The 17,287-nt window shown below is 45.8% G+C and carries 12 protein-coding genes and 1 pseudogene; 6 read left to right on the plus strand and 7 right to left on the minus strand.

Translation table 11 applies throughout. The features are described 5' to 3' along the window. Window positions 1-255: 255 nt before the first annotated feature. Window positions 256-3,207 carry an AAA family ATPase gene (locus tag QT994_RS04570; RefSeq protein ID WP_333172141.1) on the plus strand — a complete coding sequence of 984 codons (2,952 nt, stop codon included), beginning with the start codon at window positions 256-258 and terminating at the stop codon, window positions 3,205-3,207. Window positions 3,208-3,424: 217 nt separating this feature from the next. On the opposite strand, the gene QT994_RS04575 is transcribed toward QT994_RS04570, so the two are convergent. Next, entirely contained in the window at window positions 3,425-3,655 is a 231-nt protein-coding gene (locus QT994_RS04575) for a photosystem II protein, Psb35-related (protein WP_333046753.1), read from the minus strand. A gap of 578 nt (window positions 3,656-4,233) precedes the next feature. On the opposite strand from QT994_RS04575, the gene treS reads away from it, so the two are divergent. Then, entirely contained in the window at window positions 4,234-7,602 is a 3,369-nt protein-coding gene (gene treS / locus QT994_RS04580) for a maltose alpha-D-glucosyltransferase (protein ID WP_333172143.1), read from the plus strand. A gap of 203 nt (window positions 7,603-7,805) precedes the next feature. Here treS and QT994_RS04585 read toward each other — a convergent pair whose 3' ends face one another. Next, on the minus strand, window positions 7,806-8,126 hold the full coding sequence (locus tag QT994_RS04585) for a 2Fe-2S iron-sulfur cluster-binding protein (RefSeq protein WP_333172145.1): 321 nt from the start codon (window positions 8,124-8,126) through the stop codon (window positions 7,806-7,808). A 112-nt stretch (window positions 8,127-8,238) separates the two neighbouring features. Next, the gene (locus QT994_RS04590) at window positions 8,239-8,886 is read right to left on the minus strand and encodes a sigma-70 family RNA polymerase sigma factor (RefSeq protein WP_333172147.1); all 648 of its coding nucleotides are present in this window, start codon (window positions 8,884-8,886) and stop codon (window positions 8,239-8,241) included. A 221-nt stretch (window positions 8,887-9,107) separates the two neighbouring features. Here QT994_RS04590 and QT994_RS04595 point away from each other — a divergent pair, with 221 nt between their 5' ends. Continuing rightward, window positions 9,108-9,896 (plus strand): phage Gp37/Gp68 family protein, encoded by a 789-nt coding sequence (locus QT994_RS04595; protein WP_333172149.1) that lies wholly within the window; start codon window positions 9,108-9,110, stop codon window positions 9,894-9,896. Here QT994_RS04595 and QT994_RS27750 read toward each other — a convergent pair. The 4 genes and pseudogenes from QT994_RS27750 to QT994_RS04610 all read right to left on the minus strand — a co-directional run bounded on the left by QT994_RS27750 (window position 9,874) and on the right by QT994_RS04610 (window position 15,748). Next, a complete protein-coding gene (locus QT994_RS27750) occupies window positions 9,874-10,215 on the minus strand; it encodes a hypothetical protein (protein ID WP_445243868.1) in 342 nt (113 codons plus the stop codon). The genes QT994_RS04595 and QT994_RS27750 overlap by 23 nt on opposite strands. Continuing rightward, window positions 10,204-10,989: pseudogene (locus QT994_RS04600) on the minus strand (three-Cys-motif partner protein TcmP); the annotation flags it as partial. The pseudogene QT994_RS04600 and the gene QT994_RS27750, both read right to left, overlap by 12 nt. 37 nt (window positions 10,990-11,026) lie before the next feature. Further along, the gene (locus QT994_RS04605) at window positions 11,027-14,719 is read right to left on the minus strand and encodes a hydantoinase B/oxoprolinase family protein (protein WP_333172151.1); all 3,693 of its coding nucleotides are present in this window, start codon (window positions 14,717-14,719) and stop codon (window positions 11,027-11,029) included. 180 nt (window positions 14,720-14,899) lie between these two features. Further along, window positions 14,900-15,748, minus strand: coding sequence for a M20/M25/M40 family metallo-hydrolase (locus QT994_RS04610; protein ID WP_333172153.1), 849 nt, complete (start codon window positions 15,746-15,748; stop codon window positions 14,900-14,902). A gap of 73 nt (window positions 15,749-15,821) precedes the next feature. Here QT994_RS04610 and QT994_RS04615 point away from each other — a divergent pair, with 73 nt between their 5' ends. From QT994_RS04615 to QT994_RS04625, 3 genes are all read left to right on the plus strand, one after another. Continuing rightward, window positions 15,822-16,436, plus strand: coding sequence for a hypothetical protein (locus QT994_RS04615; RefSeq protein ID WP_333172155.1), 615 nt, complete (start codon window positions 15,822-15,824; stop codon window positions 16,434-16,436). Window positions 16,437-16,679: 243 nt separating this feature from the next. Beyond that, on the plus strand, window positions 16,680-16,982 hold the full coding sequence (locus QT994_RS04620) for a hypothetical protein (RefSeq protein ID WP_333172157.1): 303 nt from the start codon (window positions 16,680-16,682) through the stop codon (window positions 16,980-16,982). Continuing rightward, window positions 16,979-17,260, plus strand: coding sequence for a PIN domain-containing protein (locus tag QT994_RS04625; protein ID WP_333172158.1), 282 nt, complete (start codon window positions 16,979-16,981; stop codon window positions 17,258-17,260). The genes QT994_RS04620 and QT994_RS04625 overlap by 4 nt, the downstream gene beginning before the upstream one ends. The last annotated feature ends 27 nt before the right edge of the window (window positions 17,261-17,287 follow it).

Consider the following 17,287-nt stretch of genomic DNA (forward strand, 5'->3'; position numbering starts at 1 on the left):
CTTGTTGCCGGCAATATTTTTATAAGTACGGCCACCCAACCTATCCCGAAGGGAATTGCCATAGTCGGTTTGAACGCACCAAATTTCGGGGTGGATTGCGGACGGTAAGCTTTTGCAATCTTGTCAATTATTTCACAACTTCCGCCCTAGTTAACCGCACTCATAAATTCATAATCCTGTTTAAAGATTATGATGGTTGTGAGACGATGTATTAACGGATAACAACAGGCATCCCCTTGATTGCGAGGAACCAACGTGCAGCCAACAGACCCTAGCAAATTTACCGATCAAGCCTGGGAAGCCATTGTCAAATCCCAGGATGTAGCCCGCCGCTTTGCCAATCAGCAGCTAGAGGTTGAACATTTAGCGATCGCCATTCTCGAACAGCTTGCGACAGCAAACACCATTCTCAGCTTGGCTGGGGTTGATGTCACCCGCTTGGCCCAGCAGTTAGATGCTTTTGCCAAACGACAGCCCAGAGTTGCCAACGCTGACCAACTATACCTCGGTCGCGGCTTAGAAGTGATGTTAGATGTTGCCGAGGCCACCAGAGCGACTTGGCAAGATAATTTTATCGCGGTTGAACATTTATTAATTGGCTTAGTAGAAGACGAACGAGTCGGCCGCAGGTTGCTGACAAAAGGCGACGGCCCGCCGGGCCGCCCCGGTTACGATCGCAAACCCCCAGCCGGTACGATCGATCGACCAAAACTCGAAGAAGCCATCAAATCTTTCCGCGCCACTGCTAAAGCCCAAGAAAAAACTTCTGAAACGGGGAAAGCCAGCCGCAGCAACGCTAAAGCCCAAGATCAAGATGGCGAAGCTAACTCCGACGCCCTCAGCAAGTACGGCCGCGATTTGACAGAAGCCGCCAAAGCCGGCAAACTCGACCCAGTAATCGGCCGCGACGAGGAAATCCGCCGCGTGGTGCAAGTTCTTTCCCGCCGCCAAAAAAACAATCCGGTGTTAATTGGCGATCCCGGAGTTGGAAAAACTGCGATCGCCGAAGGTTTAGCCCAGCGAATTGTCAACGGCGACGTACCGGAATCTTTGAAAAATCGCCAGCTATTTAGCCTCGACATGGGCAGTTTAATTGCTGGGGCAAAATTCCGGGGCGAATTTGAAGAACGATTGCGGTCTGTTCTGCGGGAAGTCATCGATTCCGACGGGCAAATTGTCCTATTTATTGACGAATTGCACACAGTTGTCGGCACTGGCGGCGGTGGTAGTTCCGGTTCGGGAATGGATGCGGGAAATTTGTTGAAACCAATGTTGGCTAGAGGCGAATTGCGCTGCATCGGCGCTACAACTCTCGACGAATTCCGCAAGCATATCGAAAAAGATCCTGCCTTGGAACGTCGGTTTCAACAAGTATTTGTCGGCGAACCCAGCGTTGAAGATACTGTTTCGATTTTGCGCGGATTGAAAGACCGTTACGAACGCCACCACGGGGTAAAAATTACTGATTCGGCCCTGGTAGCTGCTGCAACTCTGTCTTTCCGCTATATTTCCGATCGATTTTTGCCGGACAAGGCGATCGACCTGGTAGATGAAGCGGCCGCCCACTTGAAAATGGAGATTACCTCTAAACCTGTGGAATTGGAAGGAATTGACCGCCGGGTGATGCAGTTGGAAATGGAAAAATTGTCGATCGAAGGCGAAGGAAAAGGTACTCTCGCCCCTGGGCTCGGCTTCCGCGTCGAACGCATCACATCTGAGATTGACATCTTAAAAGTCAAGCAGGAAAAATTGTCCTCTCAGTGGTTGGGCGAAAAGCAGTTGTTGGATGCAATCAATAAATTGAAAGCAGAAGAAGACCAACTGCGAGTCCAAATCGAACAAGCAGAAAGGGCTTACGATTTGAATAAAGCCGCACAGTTAAAGTACGGCAAGTTGGAAACGGCGGTGCGCGATCGCGAAGCGAAAGAAGCGGAACTTTTGAAACAGCAAGCTCAAGGTTCTTCCCTGCTGCGAGAAAAAGTTACTGAGGGCGATATTGCGGAAATTGTCGCCAAATGGACGGGCATTCCGGTTAATCGGTTGTTAGAATCCGAACGCCAAAAATTGCTGCAATTGGAAAAACACTTGCACCAAAAAGTCATCGGTCAAGAGGAAGCTGTAACAGCCGTGGCGGCGGCAATTCGGCGCGCTAGGGCGGGGATGAAAGATCCGGGGAGACCGATCGGCTCTTTCTTGTTTATGGGCCCGACAGGCGTCGGAAAAACAGAGTTAGCGCGGGCGTTGGCGGAGTTTTTGTTTGACAGCGATGATGCGATTATCCGCATCGATATGTCGGAATACATGGAGAAGCAAAACGTCTCCCGGTTGGTAGGAGCTCCCCCCGGATATGTCGGTTACGACGAAGGCGGACAACTTTCCGAAGCAGTGCGGAGACGCCCTTATTCGGTGGTGCTATTTGACGAAGTGGAAAAGGCACACCCGGATATATTTAACATTTTGTTGCAAGTGTTGGATGACGGCAGAATTACCGATTCTCAAGGTCGAGTGGTTGACTTTAAAAATACCGTAATTGTGATGACTAGCAATATCGGCAGCGATCACATTTTAGACGTGTTTACTAAGAAGGAAAAAACCGTCAAAAAACCTGCCAGTCGGAAGCAGGAAACGAAAGATTTGTCAAGCCAAAAGACAGATTATAAAGTGGCTGCCGACGGTACTGTTGAGGTGTCGGCCGAGCGAGTCGATGGTGATACTGTAACTAAGAGTGAAAACAAGACTGAAAACAAGAGTGAAAATGAAAATTTATTGACTCAAGAACGGGAGACAGACCAAGAGTACGAACAGATGTTAAAACGGGTGATGACAGCGCTGCGATCGCACTTCCGGCCCGAATTTCTCAATCGGGTGGACGAGATAATTTTGTTCCACACTTTGAGCAAGGTCGAACTGCGGCAAATAGTCAGTATCCAAGTGAAGCGGATCGAGCGTTTGTTGGCCGAGCAAAAAATCACTTTGGAACTGTCCGATGCGGCGAAAAACCATATTACAGATGTCGGTTACGACCCGGTTTACGGCGCTCGTCCCTTGAAACGCGCCATCCAGCGGGAGCTGGAAAACCCGCTGGCTAACAAGATTCTGGAAAATGCCTTTGTGGAGGGAGATACAATTGCGATCGACTGTGAAAATAACTCTTTGCAATTTCGCAAGAAAGAGTCTCGCCCAGCGCTGACAGGTAAGAGTTTGTAGTTGCCCAATAGTTAGGAACAGGCAAGATGCCTGTTCCACAAACAATCAATTTTCTTGGGGAACAGGCATCCTGCCTGTTATTGAAAATTAGGAACAGGCAGGATGCCTGTTCCACAAACCATCAATTCTCTTGTGGAGCAGGCATCTTGCCTGTTATTGAAAATTAGGAACAGGCATCCTGCCTGTTATCGAAAATGGTGAAACCTGTTACTTGATATCAAGAATTCGAGATGGTGCGGCTGCCGTAAGCATCCATGCTGTAGGCGGGAACGCGAACGCTGTAATCCATCTCTGTTGCTGTGATTGCTACAGCCAATTTTTCAAAAGATTCATCGTTCCAATTCCGCTCGTGGATGGGCTTTGACTGTTCTCCGAGGAAATATGCTTGAGTGCCAATTACGGAGGCCGCGACCCAACCGACGATTAAAAGAGCGATTACAATAGCCATATTTGTTTTTTCCTTAACTTTTGTTGCTTTATGTAAACTAATGTAACGAAAATTAGTAATCAACGTCAAGGTAGTGTATTGTCGTGGCAACCGTCCGGCAGGTAGTAAATACCGCACCTAATCCTGAGTCTGTAGGGTGTGCTTAGTGTCAATAAGGGCTCGATCCCCCCTAGCCCCCCTTAATAAGGGGGGGACAAGAGTGTTCTCAAAGTCCCCCTTATCAAGGGGGGCTAGGGGGGATCTAGACTGGGCTACCAGCAAGAGATACAGAGGGGTTTCAGGCTTAAGTTTACACGCCTTGCTAGGGTGGACACTACCGCGCATCGGTAGCTAGCACAGGACCCGGATTGTGAACTGTATCCGAAATTGCAAAACAGATTGTTGAGAGTTGAGAGTTAAGAAATTATAAGTTTTGCATTAATAAATTACGATTAAAACTCTGCCGCTCGCATGAGGAATTGCGGGCAAATTATGAGTTATGATTTATCAGTTTGGATGGGAACTAACACATCCCAATTACCAAATTTTAAGTACAAAGTCCCAATTACCAATCATCGCTACAAATCATGCCAAACTCAATGTTAAATAACGACCCCTTGTGGTTCAAAGACGCGATTATTTACGAAGTACCAGTTCGGGCTTTTGCCGACAGCAATGCAGACGGCATCGGCGACTTTAGAGGACTGACAGAAAAACTGGATTACCTGCAAAACTTGGGAGTAACAGCAATTTGGGTACTGCCATTTTTTCCCTCGCCGCTCCGAGACGACGGTTATGATACATCTCACTATACCACCGTCAACCCGATTTACGGCACATTAGAGGATTTTAAAGACCTTTTAGAAGCAGCGCACGATCGGGGAATTCGAGTCATTATTGAGTTGATTGTCAATCACACTTCCGATCAGCACGCTTGGTTTCAGCGAGCGCGCCGTGCCCCAAAAGGCAGTAACGAAAGAGATTTTTATGTGTGGAGCGACACGCCGGAAAAATATCAAGATGCTCGGATTATTTTCCAAGATTTTGAAACATCTAATTGGGCTTGGGATGCGGTAGCAAAAGCTTATTACTGGCACCGTTTTTATTCCCACCAACCCGATTTGAATTACGACAATCCCGCCGTCCGCCAAGCCATCTTAGATGTAGTAGATTTCTGGTTGGCACTGGGAGTAGACGGACTGCGAATGGATGCGGTGCCTTACCTGTACGAGCGGGAAGGTACTAACTGCGAAAACCTGCCAGAAACTCACCTATTCCTGAAGCAATTGCGGCAGCACGTAGATGAGAAATTCCCGAACCGGATGCTGCTGGCTGAGGCGAATCAGTGGCCGGAGGATGCGGTTGAATATTACGCTGCTGGCGATGAATGTCACATGAACTTTCATTTTCCGCTGATGCCGCGTTTATTTATGGCTTTGCACATGGAAGATAGCTTTCCAATTAGCGATATTCTCCAGCAAACTCCCCATATTCCTAATAACTGTCAGTGGGCTTTATTTTTACGGAACCACGATGAATTGACGCTGGAAATGGTGAGTGATGAAGACCGAGATTATATGTATCGGGTTTACGCTCAAGACACTCAGGCGAGAATTAATTTGGGCATCCGCCGCCGCTTGGCTCCTTTGATGGGAAATAACCGCCGCCGCATTGAGTTGATGAATGCTTTGCTGCTGTCTCTTCCGGGTACGCCGGTGCTTTACTACGGCGATGAAATTGGCATGGGAGACAATATCTATTTGGGCGATCGCAACGGGGTGAGAACTCCGATGCAGTGGAGTGGCGATCGCAATGCCGGTTTCAGCCGTGCTAACCCGCAGCGACTGTACGCACCGCCCATTGTTGACCCTGAATATCACTACGAATCTGTTAACGTGGACACGCAGCGGGCGAATCCAAGTTCTCTGTGGTGGTGGATGAAACGCCTAATTGCAATTAGGCAGCGCTTCCAAGCATTCGGCCGCGGAACGTGCGAGTTTCTGTCCCCGGAAAACCGCAAAGTTTTAGCTTTTGTGCGGACTTATCAAGATGAACACATCCTCATAGTCGCTAATTTGTCGCGGTTCGTGCAGACGGCAGAATTAGACCTTTCGCCCTTTAAAGGTGCTGTTCCGGTGGAGATTTTTGGTCGCACTGAGTTTCCGGCGGTTGGCGAATCACCTTACTTTTTGAGCTTGAGTCCTCACACGTTTTACTGGTTTACTCTTACTGTTAAACACGAAGATTTTTCCCTGCACGGTTATCATACAGACTTGCCGAGTTTGGCGGTCATCGGCAATTGGAAGAATGCTTTTTCTACCAGCCAGTTAAGCGATATGCTGCTCAATCTGTTGCCTGAATACTTGCGCCGCAATCGCTGGTATAGCGGTACAGACAGGACAATTCAATCCTTAGAAATAAGTGAGGTGGTGCCTGTTGAATGTAAAGATAGTGCCGGGGAGGAATCAAAAGTTTACGTTCTGTTTTTGCTGTTGAATTATACTGAAGGTATGCCGGAAACTTACGTCTTGCCTTTAGGTTGGGAAGAGATAAAAGGCGATGTGGACGATCGGGCGATCGCGCGCCTGCAGTTCCCAGAAACCAACAAGGAAGTCGGGGTACTATTTGACGCTGCCGGGGACAAAGGTTTTCTGAGCGCGCTGCTGGAGGCGATCGGCAATTCTCGCAGTTACAGAGGTGTTGCAGGTCAACTGGTAGGAATTGCCGACAGTGCATTCAGCTCAGAAGAAGATTTATCGCAGCTCGACCCTCACCTGTTCAAAAAAGAACAAAGCAATACATCCGCAGGTTACGGCGACCGCTTCGTCCTGAAAATATTGCGAAAAGTCGAGGAAGGAATCAACCCCGAATTAGAAATCGGACGCTTTTTAACAGAGCGCAACTCGATCCAACATTACGCTCCAATTGCCGGAGCATTGGAATATCACACACCAGCAAAACAAGTCCTTACAGTCGGAATCCTACAAAAATTAATCCCCGACAGCGTAGATGCTTGGTCTTATACATTAGACACACTGCGCGACTATTTCGAGCAAGTAATGACAGTAGAAGCAAAGCATGCGGGTGAGAATTTATCTACTGCCCCCGAAAATTATTTACCGAACGCTTTGACCGGACAAACGCAGCGGCAGCAAAACTCGCTAGTAGCCGATTTATCGCTAGAAATTCCGGAATTAGCTCGCGAACTCATCGGCTCTTACTTAGCATCAGCGGAACTTTTAGGTCAGCGGACAGCCGAACTTCACCTCGCTTTAGCTTCTGACACAGAAAATCCCGCTTTTGCCCCAGAAAACTTCACCTCCTTTTACCAGCGTTCCATTTATCAACACATGAGAAATCTGGCCGGAAGAACTTTGCTGGATCTGAAAAAACGGATGTCCAAACTGCCGCCAGAAGTACAAAAATCGGCTCACAAGCTCCTCAACCGCGAAGAGTTAATCATGGAACGTTTCAAGTCTATTTTGAACTTGAGAATCACGGCCGATAGAATTCGGTGTCACGGGGACTTTCATTTCGGACAAGTTCTTTATACAGGCAAAGACTTTGTAATTATTGATTTCGGAGGAGAACGGAATCGACCGTTAAGCGAGCGGCGGATGAAGAGGTCGCCCCTGCGAGATGTTGCGGGAATGCTGCAATCTATAAGTTACGCTGTTACTTTGGCACTCCGCAAAGAAGTAGAAAGTGGGATGATTCGCCCGGAAAATCTCCCGGAGATGCAGCAGTGGGCGAACGTTTGGCTCCGCTGGGTCAGCCTAACTTTTGTCAAGAGTTATTTGGCGACTGCCGCCGATGCAAATTTCTTGCCAAAATCTATCCCGGAACTACAAGTTTTGCTGGATGCTTACATTTTGGAAAAAGCGGTTGCCGAACTAGCATACGAACTCAATTACCGCTTGGATTTGGCCGAAATTCCGCTGCAGCGGATTCTACAATTGCTAAATTAATAAGGGCGGGTTATCTATACCCGTTAGGGTGCGTGACTTTCTAGCCACTCAAGTGGCAGCGAGATGCTGGAGAGTCACGCACCTTACACCATACCCAATCTACTTTGATAACGATTTGATCGGCGAATATAATTCGCTCTTCTACAAACAAATTCCGCGCCCAGCGAGGCGAGAAGAAAAGATGGTAAAAAAGTGATTTCCTATTACTTAAAATAAAGAGCGGCTTGATATAAAACTTGTTCTTGATGAGTTAACAAAGTGCAGTCAGAAAGCGGGTAAGCCACACAAGTAACAGCATAGCCAGCTTGCAATTCTGACGGCTTCAAAAACTTTTGTTCGCTTTGGTCTATTTCACCACTCAGCAGTTTGACAACGCAAGCAGAACACTCTCCTTGCTTGCATCCGTTGGGCAAGCGAATACCGACATCTTCTGCCATATCTAAGATATACTGGTCGTCTGGTACTGCGATCGTGCGATCGAGCGCGAGAGCCTCATTCACCAACCGAACTTGATAAACTGCCATTTTTTTCTTATTCCTCGCGAAAGGGCGGGTTTACGATGCTGTTAGTCCTAGCAAATATTTCGGGGAAAACCCGCCCCTACAACTAGAAAGGGCGGATTTATATCGTGTATATCTAGACAATTGCTTCCTGATAATCGAGATTTTCATCTAGATAAATAGCCCGAATATCCTCCGGCAAGTTGGATTCTAAACTTTGATATCCTTTTTGCAGCAAAGCCTTTACCTGAGCGGGCGAAATAGCTTCGCCTTCTGCTTGCAAATAAGCTGCAATGCGAGTTTCGCTCCAGCGGAAAGTCTGAGCCATCAACACCACTAAACGCGGCAGCGGGGCTAACAATTCTAAAGCTTGTTTGACGTAACACCACAGGGGAGGCGGAGCCGATTGCAAAGAGTAGTGAATCGACTCAACAGGGGGCAATTGGGCTTGATTTATGCAGACTGCGGTGACATTAATCAGCCAGTTTTGGAGACTGAGATTTTCGCTTTCAGACTCTTGGATTTCGCGACGCAAATCCAGACCTCGCAGTTCGTGATAGATGTGCAGCCAAGTGTGGGCAAATAGGTAATCGCCTTGTACGGGCGATCGCACGGAATGGCGAATCAGGGAGTGTACAATTTGAGCGTAGCGGCAAAAAATCGCCGTGAAGAAGCGACCCTGATCGGGATGGTTTTGAAACAGAGTCAATAATTCCTGGTCGCTGTGATGGAACAGGGATTTGACCACAGGATGGTTGAGTTCGGAAAAATTAGGTGTTTGCACAATTGTTCTGGAAAGGTTGGGAGAATAAATGCTGGTGCAGCCCGATTCTACACTACGATATACATTTGATGCAACTCCTTAAAAACTGTTGATATTTAAGTCAATTAATTATATAATAGAGTTGTTGGTGATGCTGCATTAATTTAAATTAATACATATAAACTCTATGTATTCAGCGCACCTAAAAAGATAATTAGTTGTTTCAATGGTAAGGTTATTGTATGTCTAGCATTAATACTGGTATCGAATGGTGCGATCGCACATGGAATCCAACAACTGGCTGCGATAAAGTCAGTCCCGGTTGTACGCATTGTTATGCTGAAGCATTAACAAAACGGTTTCATACTAATTTTCCTAACGGGTTTACTTTAACAGAATACCCAAAGCGCTTGAACGAACCTAAGAGTTGGCGAAAGCCGAGTCGCATTTTTGTTAACTCAATGAGCGATTTGTTCCATGAAGATGTTTCTCTTGAATTTCTGAAACAAGTCTTTGATGTAATGCGTGAAACTCCTCACCACACTTATCAAATTCTTACGAAGCGACATGAGCGTTTAGTAGAGTTAGCTCCTCAACTTGAGTGGTCGAATAATATTTGGATGGGGGTGTCTGTTGAAAATCAAAACTATGTTCATCGTGTGGATCATTTGCGACAAGTCAATGCAAAGGTACGCTTTTTATCCTGCGAACCACTTTTAGGGCCGTTACAGCTTGATTTAACAGGAATTCACTGGGTAATAGTTGGGGGAGAGTCGGGGCAAAAACACCGTCCCATGCAAGCCGAATGGGCACAAAGTATTCGGGATCAATGTCAGGATGCTGGAGTCGCGTTTTTCTTTAAGCAATGGGGAGGTAGAACACCTAAAGCTGCTGGGAGACTGTTGGATGGGAAAATTTGGGATGAGATGCCCGATGTGTTGGATCGGCATTTAACAAAGTGCAAACAGCACACACTGGAACCAAATCGAAAAAGCAACAACGTAGGTGTTACTGCTTTGCTGGAAATGTGATTTTTACCGTCTCTGCCAGTGTATTTTTTCTTCTTTTATTAACAGGTGGATCGGTGATAATTTTTCCCTCCGCCTCCAGTTTAAGCAAAACCTCCCTGTAGTTTTTCTCAATGTAGCGCTTGCCAACGTGGTGGCGATTATAAATGTCTACTCTAGTTAATGTCTGAGCTGCAAATTCATCCATAAGCATATTTTCAAGCTCATCAAGAGGTCGGTAAAGTTCATATAACAAAGGATACTTGGGTGGCGCTGGATTGTACTCTAAAGACGGAACACCTTGTTTAAAACTAGAGCTTTCTCCAGCCATGACACCTTTCATAATTGAATAACCCAATACATTCTTTGATACAAAAATCAGGTGATGGCTAGTCCTATTGCCGCTCTCATTTTTGAACCCAAAGGGTAGTACATATGAACCACCTATTTCTTTCAATGCCTGACAGATAGCTTCCACAATTATTAACTCTCGCTCGTCTGGTTGCTTCGACTCAAGCTGTTCTCTCAGATGATCTGCTCGTTCTTTACCAAAAAGGGCGTTCATATGGGACTCTACTGCTGCATTATTCAACCCCATATTAATCCGGTTGTAGTTGAAGAAAAATATGCAATCGCATCCCCAACTAATGATTAGTGAACCAATTAGTCTAAGTGACAAGCCTTTGTAACCCCAAGGATCAATAAAAAAGAGTGTAGGAACATTATTAATTTGCCGAACTTCTTGGACGATTTATTCTCCAACCTCCTTATTTAAAACTTTTGGTTCATGCTGTAATCTACCTATGTTGGGGATGGCTGCTATAGCCTGTTGGAGAGAGTGAGTATTATTGGAGTCTTTATCATTAAACAGTGTTACTAGCATTTCTGACATATCTGGATCGGCAATAGCACGTTCCAATATAAGTAGTGGAGTAGATTTAGAACCGTCTTGATAGCGACCTGGGCCCGAGAACAAATCAATATAGGCAATTTTATTACTCCTTTTCTTGGCTGTTTTTATAATTACCTTTGCCCAGGCCCAAAAGTATTTAGCAACTATTTCTGATTTCACTAAAGAATTATCTCTCAACTCATCAAAAAAAGAACTGTCAGCCATGACTGTTACCTCTACACTCTAGTTCATTTTACTGCTGCTACATAATACTACCATATCCTCCGCCCCCTGGTGTTTCAATTACAAACACATCCCCCGACTGCATTTCCACAGTTGCCGTACTCCCCAAATCCTCAACTTTTCCATCAACCGTTTCAACATAATTCTGTCCAACTTTCCCCGCTTCACCCCCATTCAAACCGCAAGGAGAAATCACCCGCCTCCCCGATAAAATCCCCGCCGTCATTTTTTCCAAAAAACGTAAGCGACGAATTGCCCCATTCCCGCCGCGATGATATCCAGTCCCCCCGCTATTAGCCCGAATTTCAAAACTTTCTAACAACACCGGGAAGCGCCATTCTAATACTTCTGGGTCAGTTAAACGCGAATTAGTCATGTGAGTTTGAACCGCATCAGTACCGTCAAAATCTGCACCAGCACCCGAACCGCCGCAAATAGTTTCATAATATTGATAGCGCTGATTTCCAAAGGTAAAATTATTCATAGTTCCCTGAGAAGCCGCCATCACTCCCAAAGCACAATACAAAGCATCGGTAATATTCTGCGAAGTTTCCACATTTCCGGCAACTACCGCCGCTGGATAGCGAGGATTCAGCATACAGCCTTCGGGATTGATGATTTCGAGAGGTTTCAAACAGCCCGCATTTAGAGGGATATCGTCATCTACCAACGTGCGGAAAACATACAAAACAGCGGCTTTGCACACCGCAGCGGGAGCATTGAAATTGTTGGTTTGTTGAGCAGAAGTGCCAGTAAAATCTATTTTTGCACTGCGCGCAGATTTGTCAATTGTAATCGCTACCTTAATTTGTCCGCCACTATCCATCGGATAAGTAAACTCGCCATCTTGCAAAACATCAATTACCCTGCGTACCGACTCTTCCGCATTGTCTTGTACGAAGCCCATATAAGCTTGCACAGTCTCTAATCCATAATGTTCTACCATCTTGCTCAGCTCTTCTGCGCCGCGCTTGTTAGCAGCAATTTGTGCTTGCAAATCGGCTATATTTTGAGCGGAATTGCGAACCGGAAAATTCCCCGCTGTCAGAAGTTCTAGTAATTCTTTTTCTTGAAAATTGCCCTCGCTTACTAACAGGAAATTGTCAAGCAATACACCTTCTTCAGTTACTGTTGTACTGTTAGGAGGCATGGAACCGGGAGTGATGCCGCCGATGTCGGCGTGGTGTCCCCGCGAGGCAACATAAAACAAAGGAAGGGAGGAATCCCGATCGAATACTGGAGTAATAACGGTGATATCTGGCAAGTGTGTGCCGCCGTTGTAGGGATTGTTAGAAACATAAACATCGCCCGGTTGAATCGCATTGCTTTGTGCTAAAATTAAAGCTTCAACGCTTTCGCTCATCGAACCCAGATGTACGGGAATGTGCGGCGCGTTGGCAACTAATTGCCCGTTTTTGTCGAAAATTGCACAGGAAAAGTCGAGACGTTCCTTGATGTTGACTGAGGAACTTGTGTTTTGCAATGTGACGCCCATTTGTTCCGCGATCGCCCGAAACAAATTATTAAAAATTTCCAGCAAAACCGGATCGGATTTAGCCGCAGATAAACGCGAATGAACGCCGATATTATCTGCGTCCATCTGCGTGCATCTGCGGTTCAAAATTAGATCGTTTCTTTCTGTTAATACCGCTTCCCAGCCCGGTTCTATGATATTAGTTCCCGTAGCTTCAACAATCATAGCAGGGCCTTCTATGCAGTCGCCCGATCGCAAATCCTCTCTCTGATAAACAGGCGTTTCCCGCCACCCGCCAGCAACATAGGTTTGCACCGTTGAAATTGGTTGCACGGGCAAGATGCCCGTGCCACAAGAGGGGGAAATTGTGGATGCTTCCGGCACATCCATTCTTTCTACAACTTCCAGCGAAACCGCTTCCACAATCAGCGGTTTTTCTGGCATAATAAAACTGTAACGCTGTCGGTGTGCTGCTTCAAATTCAGCCTGCATCGCCTCAATATTGTTATCAAAATTGACCGCCAAAACCGAGTCACTTCCCTGATATTTTAAGCGCAACTTGCTAACAACTAAAACCTCTGAATCATTCTCTGTGTTCTCTGCGCCTCTGCAGTTCAATTCCCTCTTTCCCTCAGCCTCCAATTCGGCTAAAATATGATGCAAATCAAGTAATAATTCTGCATTTAATTGTTGCTCGATCGCCCTTTCGCGAATAGCCCGCACATCAGCCAAACCCATACCGTAAGCCGACAACACACCCGCATAAGGGTGAATAAATACCCGTTTCATGCCCAAAGCATCGGCGATCGCACAAGCGTGTTGGCCGCCCGCACCGCCGAAACAGCACAATGTATACTCCGAAACATCGTAACCGCGCTGAAGCGAGATTTTTTTGACAGCATTTGCCATCTTTTCCACGGCGATCGCCAAAAAACCCTCCGCCACCTCTTCGGCTGTCCTCTCGCCCCCAATTTCCCCCGCTAATTGCCCAAATTTTTGCTTTACTACGTCAGGGGCGATCGGCCAATCTCCATTCAATCCAAATACTTTCGGGAAAAAATCCGGTTGAATTTTCCCCAACATCACATTGCAATCAGTCACCGTCAAGGGGCCGCCTTTGCGATAGCAAGCAGGCCCAGGATTCGCCCCTGCAGACTCCGGCCCGACGCGGTAGCGAGCCCCGTCAAAAAAGACAATTGAACCGCCGCCGGCTGCTACAGTGTGAATTGCCATCACGGGCGATCGCAATCTCACCCCAGCAATTTCCGTCTCAAATTCGCGTTCGTATTCGCCGTTAAAATGGGCAACATCGGTCGAAGTTCCGCCCATATCAAAGGTAATAATTTTATCAAAACCTGCCTTTTTGCTGGTTTGAACAGCACCGACAATTCCCCCAGCCGGTCCGGATAAAATACTATTTTTTCCTTGAAATTGTGCGGCGTCCACTAAGCCGCCATTCGATTGCATAAACATTAATTTGGGGAATTGGGAATTGGGCATTAATAATCCCTCGTTCCCGGAATCTGCCTCGATTAACTGACTGGTTACTTGTTCGACATAACGCCGTAAAATCGGAGATAAATAAGCATCGACAACCGCAGTATCTCCCCGCGAAACTAATTTCATCAGCGGGCTGACTTCGTGAGATACTGAAATTTGAGTAAAGCCAATTTCTTTCGCTATTTTAGCAACTTGTTTTTCGTGTTCCGAGTAGCGGTAGCCGTGCATGAACACGATCGCACAACTGCGAATTCCCTCATCGTATGCTTGCTGCAAAGACGGGATAAACTCGGGATTGACCGCAGTTAACTCCTCACCTTGAGCGCTGTAACGTTCCGCAACTTCAATAACTCGATCGTACAGCATCTGGGGCAAAACAATGTGACGCGCGAAAATATTCGGGCGGTTTTGATAGCCAATTCTCAGCGCATCGCCGAAACCTTTAGTAATTAACAGAATTGTGCGATCGCCCTTTCGTTCCAGCAAAGCATTTGTCGCTACCGTCGTCCCCATTTTAATCGCTTCAATTTCGGCGGCGGGTATAGCTGCACCGGCGGGAATTCTCAAAATATCGCGAATTCCTTGAACTGCGGCGTCGGTGTAGCGTTCTGGGTTTTCCGATAGCAGCTTGTGAATGACTAACTTACCGTCGGGGCTCTTGGCGACAATATCGGTGAAAGTGCCGCCGCGATCGATCCAGAATTGCCAGCGAGTGCGATCGGGAAAATCAGCATTCATATCTTTTTCCTGAGTTTTGTTGTTTGACTGAATTATTCAACGAAATTATCTGAAAGTCAATTCATAAATTTCATAAAATGCAGAACCTGAGACTCATAAAAATCATATCTGTTTCTCTCTTATCTTCTTTCTTCTTCCTTCGCGCCCTTCGCGCCTTCGCGGTTCGTTAAAATAAAACTGCTATATATATCGAATAGCCTCAACCAACCCCTGACAAACACCACCCAGAAAATCCAAATCCAAAGTCTCAATCCTATCGCTATCTCGATGATAATGCGGATTTCGCATATTAGCAGTATCAGTCACCATGATAGCCGGATAACCATTATCCCAAAAAGGAACATGATCGCTGCGGCGAGTATCCGGCACAATTAAACCTCGATTCGGCACCGGCAGCCACTCGCAGGGCTGACCAGATTTGCGAATTTTGCCACTCAAATTAATCAAATCGGGAACCGTCCGCAAAGTGCCAATTAAAGCAATAAAATTACCACTATTTGGATAAAAATATTTCAAGCCAGCGGGATAGCTTTGAGAATTAGGATTATGGTTGCAATAACCCAACATTTCCAAAGAAATCATTAACCGGATTGACTCTTGCTGTTGCTTGTATTTAGCTGCATAATGCTTGCTGCCCAAACAGCCGTATTCTTCCATATCAAAGGCGACTAATTGCACCGGATATTTGAGCGGCGCAGATGCGATATCCCTTGCGAGTTCCAGCAAAACAGTAACACCAGTAGCGTTATCATCGGCCCCAGGCGATCCGGGTACAGTATCGTAATGAGCACCAATTACGATCGGTGGCAACCGCTTCTTACTCGCCCGATCTAAGGGGGGTAAATCCAAGATAAAATTGTGATGAATTCGCCCGCGCACCGAAAAATCGTCAATTTCTACAGTTCCCCACTGTGCGAACTGTTCGCGGATGTATTGCTGGGCATAAAAATGCCCTTCGGATGCGAGGTATGGATTGCGATCGCGTACAATTTGAATCAGATGGCTGTGCAAGCGTTCCTTGAGATTCATGCAGTCTGCTACACAATGAGTAAAATAAGATTATATTCGATTTAATCTCGGAAATTATAGGAAAACAACCCAAATGCCCTACAGCGATTTTAGTTTAGAAAAAGTCAAGCGAACCTTTGAACTGACAACTTCAGAAACAGTCGAGCTTTTCGGAGATGTACCCGAATTAGAATGCAGCGCCCTATTGACCGAAATTCTCCGCTATAATACACCTTTAGCCGTTGCTAGTAACAGCGAAAAAGCGCGATCGGAAATGATAATTTCCCCAATTTTAATCGACCTCAGAAGACAGTTAAACGAACGAATTAATTTATTTTCTGGAATAGAGTTTGACGTGGAAAGCGAAAACGGATTAAATGGGGTTTGTGACTTTATTATCAGCAATTCACCTGAAATACTCTTTGTCAGCGCTCCTGTAATTACCTTGGTAGAAGCAAAAAAAGAAAATATTACTGCGGGCTTGGGACAATGCGTAGCTGAAATGTTAGCCGCAAGGATATTTAATGAACGTGCAGGTAATGAAGTTTCAACAATTTACGGGGTAGTGACGACTGGGAGTATTTGGAAATTCATGAAGTTAGACGGAAGTGTAATTAGTATCGATCTGACTGAATATTACCTCAAAGATGTGAATAAAATTTTGGGAATTTTAGCAATGGGGCTGGTTTCGCAACCAATTGACGTTTGAGTGCGAGCAATAGTTAAATTAATTTATTTCAAAAGAGTTCCCGAACCTCAATTAATGCGATCTGCGGACTTCCTAATTTTTTGTAATATGATTAGTTTTGGATTGGTTACAGAGTGACTTACCGACCATATTGTTATTGAAAATATTTTAGCTGGATATTTCAATATTCCAGATGTTGAAGAGGATTGGTAATGAAGCAGGTTGTTATGTCATATAATAGAAACATAGTTATCGGAGATTACCATGCAAGCATACAAACTTAGAGGTAAAATCGATGCAACTGGCAACTTGGTAGTTGTGGAACCCGTGAATATGCCACCGGGAGATGTAGAAATCATCGTCTTGCAGCTAGCTGACACGGTTAAACAAGCCAGCGCTTCAGAAAGTGCGATCGCACTTTCTGAAGCACCTCAAAAAAAGTTTAAAACTAACGTGAAGGCATTTCAAGGTTTATTCGATCGAGATGCTGTACCGGAACCGCTGGATTTTGACGATCCAGACAAACAAGCAAAATGGGAATATTTAAAAGAGAAACATAACTTGTGAAAATCCTGATAGACACCAATATAATAGTAGATGTTGCGCTCGATCGAGAACCTTTCTTTGCTGAGAGCGATCGCATTTTAACTTTTGTTGAAGAAGCACAAATTCAAGGCTATATTTCAGCTTCAACTTTTAGCGACCTTTACTATATTATCCGCAGAGACAGAGGCCGCGATTGGACGCTGGATTTTTTGCGGCAGTTAGCCACATTTTGTCAAGTAGCAACAGTAGATAACTCTGTTATTTCAATGGCATTAACTTGCAAGTTCAAGGATTTTTAAGATGCGATTCAGTACAGCACTGCTGTA

It is taken from the genome of Microcoleus sp. S13_B4, assembly GCF_036700885.1.
Classification (GTDB): Bacteria; Cyanobacteriota; Cyanobacteriia; order Cyanobacteriales; family Microcoleaceae; genus Microcoleus.

Excerpts from the sequence above, each read along its gene's own strand:
- QT994_RS04575 (WP_333046753.1), bottom strand. The coding sequence starts at position 3,655 with ATGGCTATTGTAATCGCTCTTTTAATCGTCGGTTGGGTCGCGGCCTCC.
- QT994_RS04610 (WP_333172153.1), bottom strand. The coding sequence starts at position 15,748 with ATGAATCTCAAGGAACGCTTGCACAGCCATCTGATTCAAATTGTACGC.
- QT994_RS04585 (WP_333172145.1), bottom strand. The coding sequence starts at position 8,126 with ATGGCAGTTTATCAAGTTCGGTTGGTGAATGAGGCTCTCGCGCTCGAT.
- QT994_RS27750 (WP_445243868.1), bottom strand. The coding sequence starts at position 10,215 with ATGAAAGGTGTCATGGCTGGAGAAAGCTCTAGTTTTAAACAAGGTGTT.
- QT994_RS04615 (WP_333172155.1), top strand. The coding sequence starts at position 15,822 with ATGCCCTACAGCGATTTTAGTTTAGAAAAAGTCAAGCGAACCTTTGAA.
- QT994_RS04595 (WP_333172149.1), top strand. The coding sequence starts at position 9,108 with ATGTCTAGCATTAATACTGGTATCGAATGGTGCGATCGCACATGGAAT.
- QT994_RS04620 (WP_333172157.1), top strand. The coding sequence starts at position 16,680 with ATGCAAGCATACAAACTTAGAGGTAAAATCGATGCAACTGGCAACTTG.
- QT994_RS04605 (WP_333172151.1), bottom strand. The coding sequence starts at position 14,719 with ATGAATGCTGATTTTCCCGATCGCACTCGCTGGCAATTCTGGATCGAT.
- treS (WP_333172143.1), top strand. The coding sequence starts at position 4,234 with ATGTTAAATAACGACCCCTTGTGGTTCAAAGACGCGATTATTTACGAA.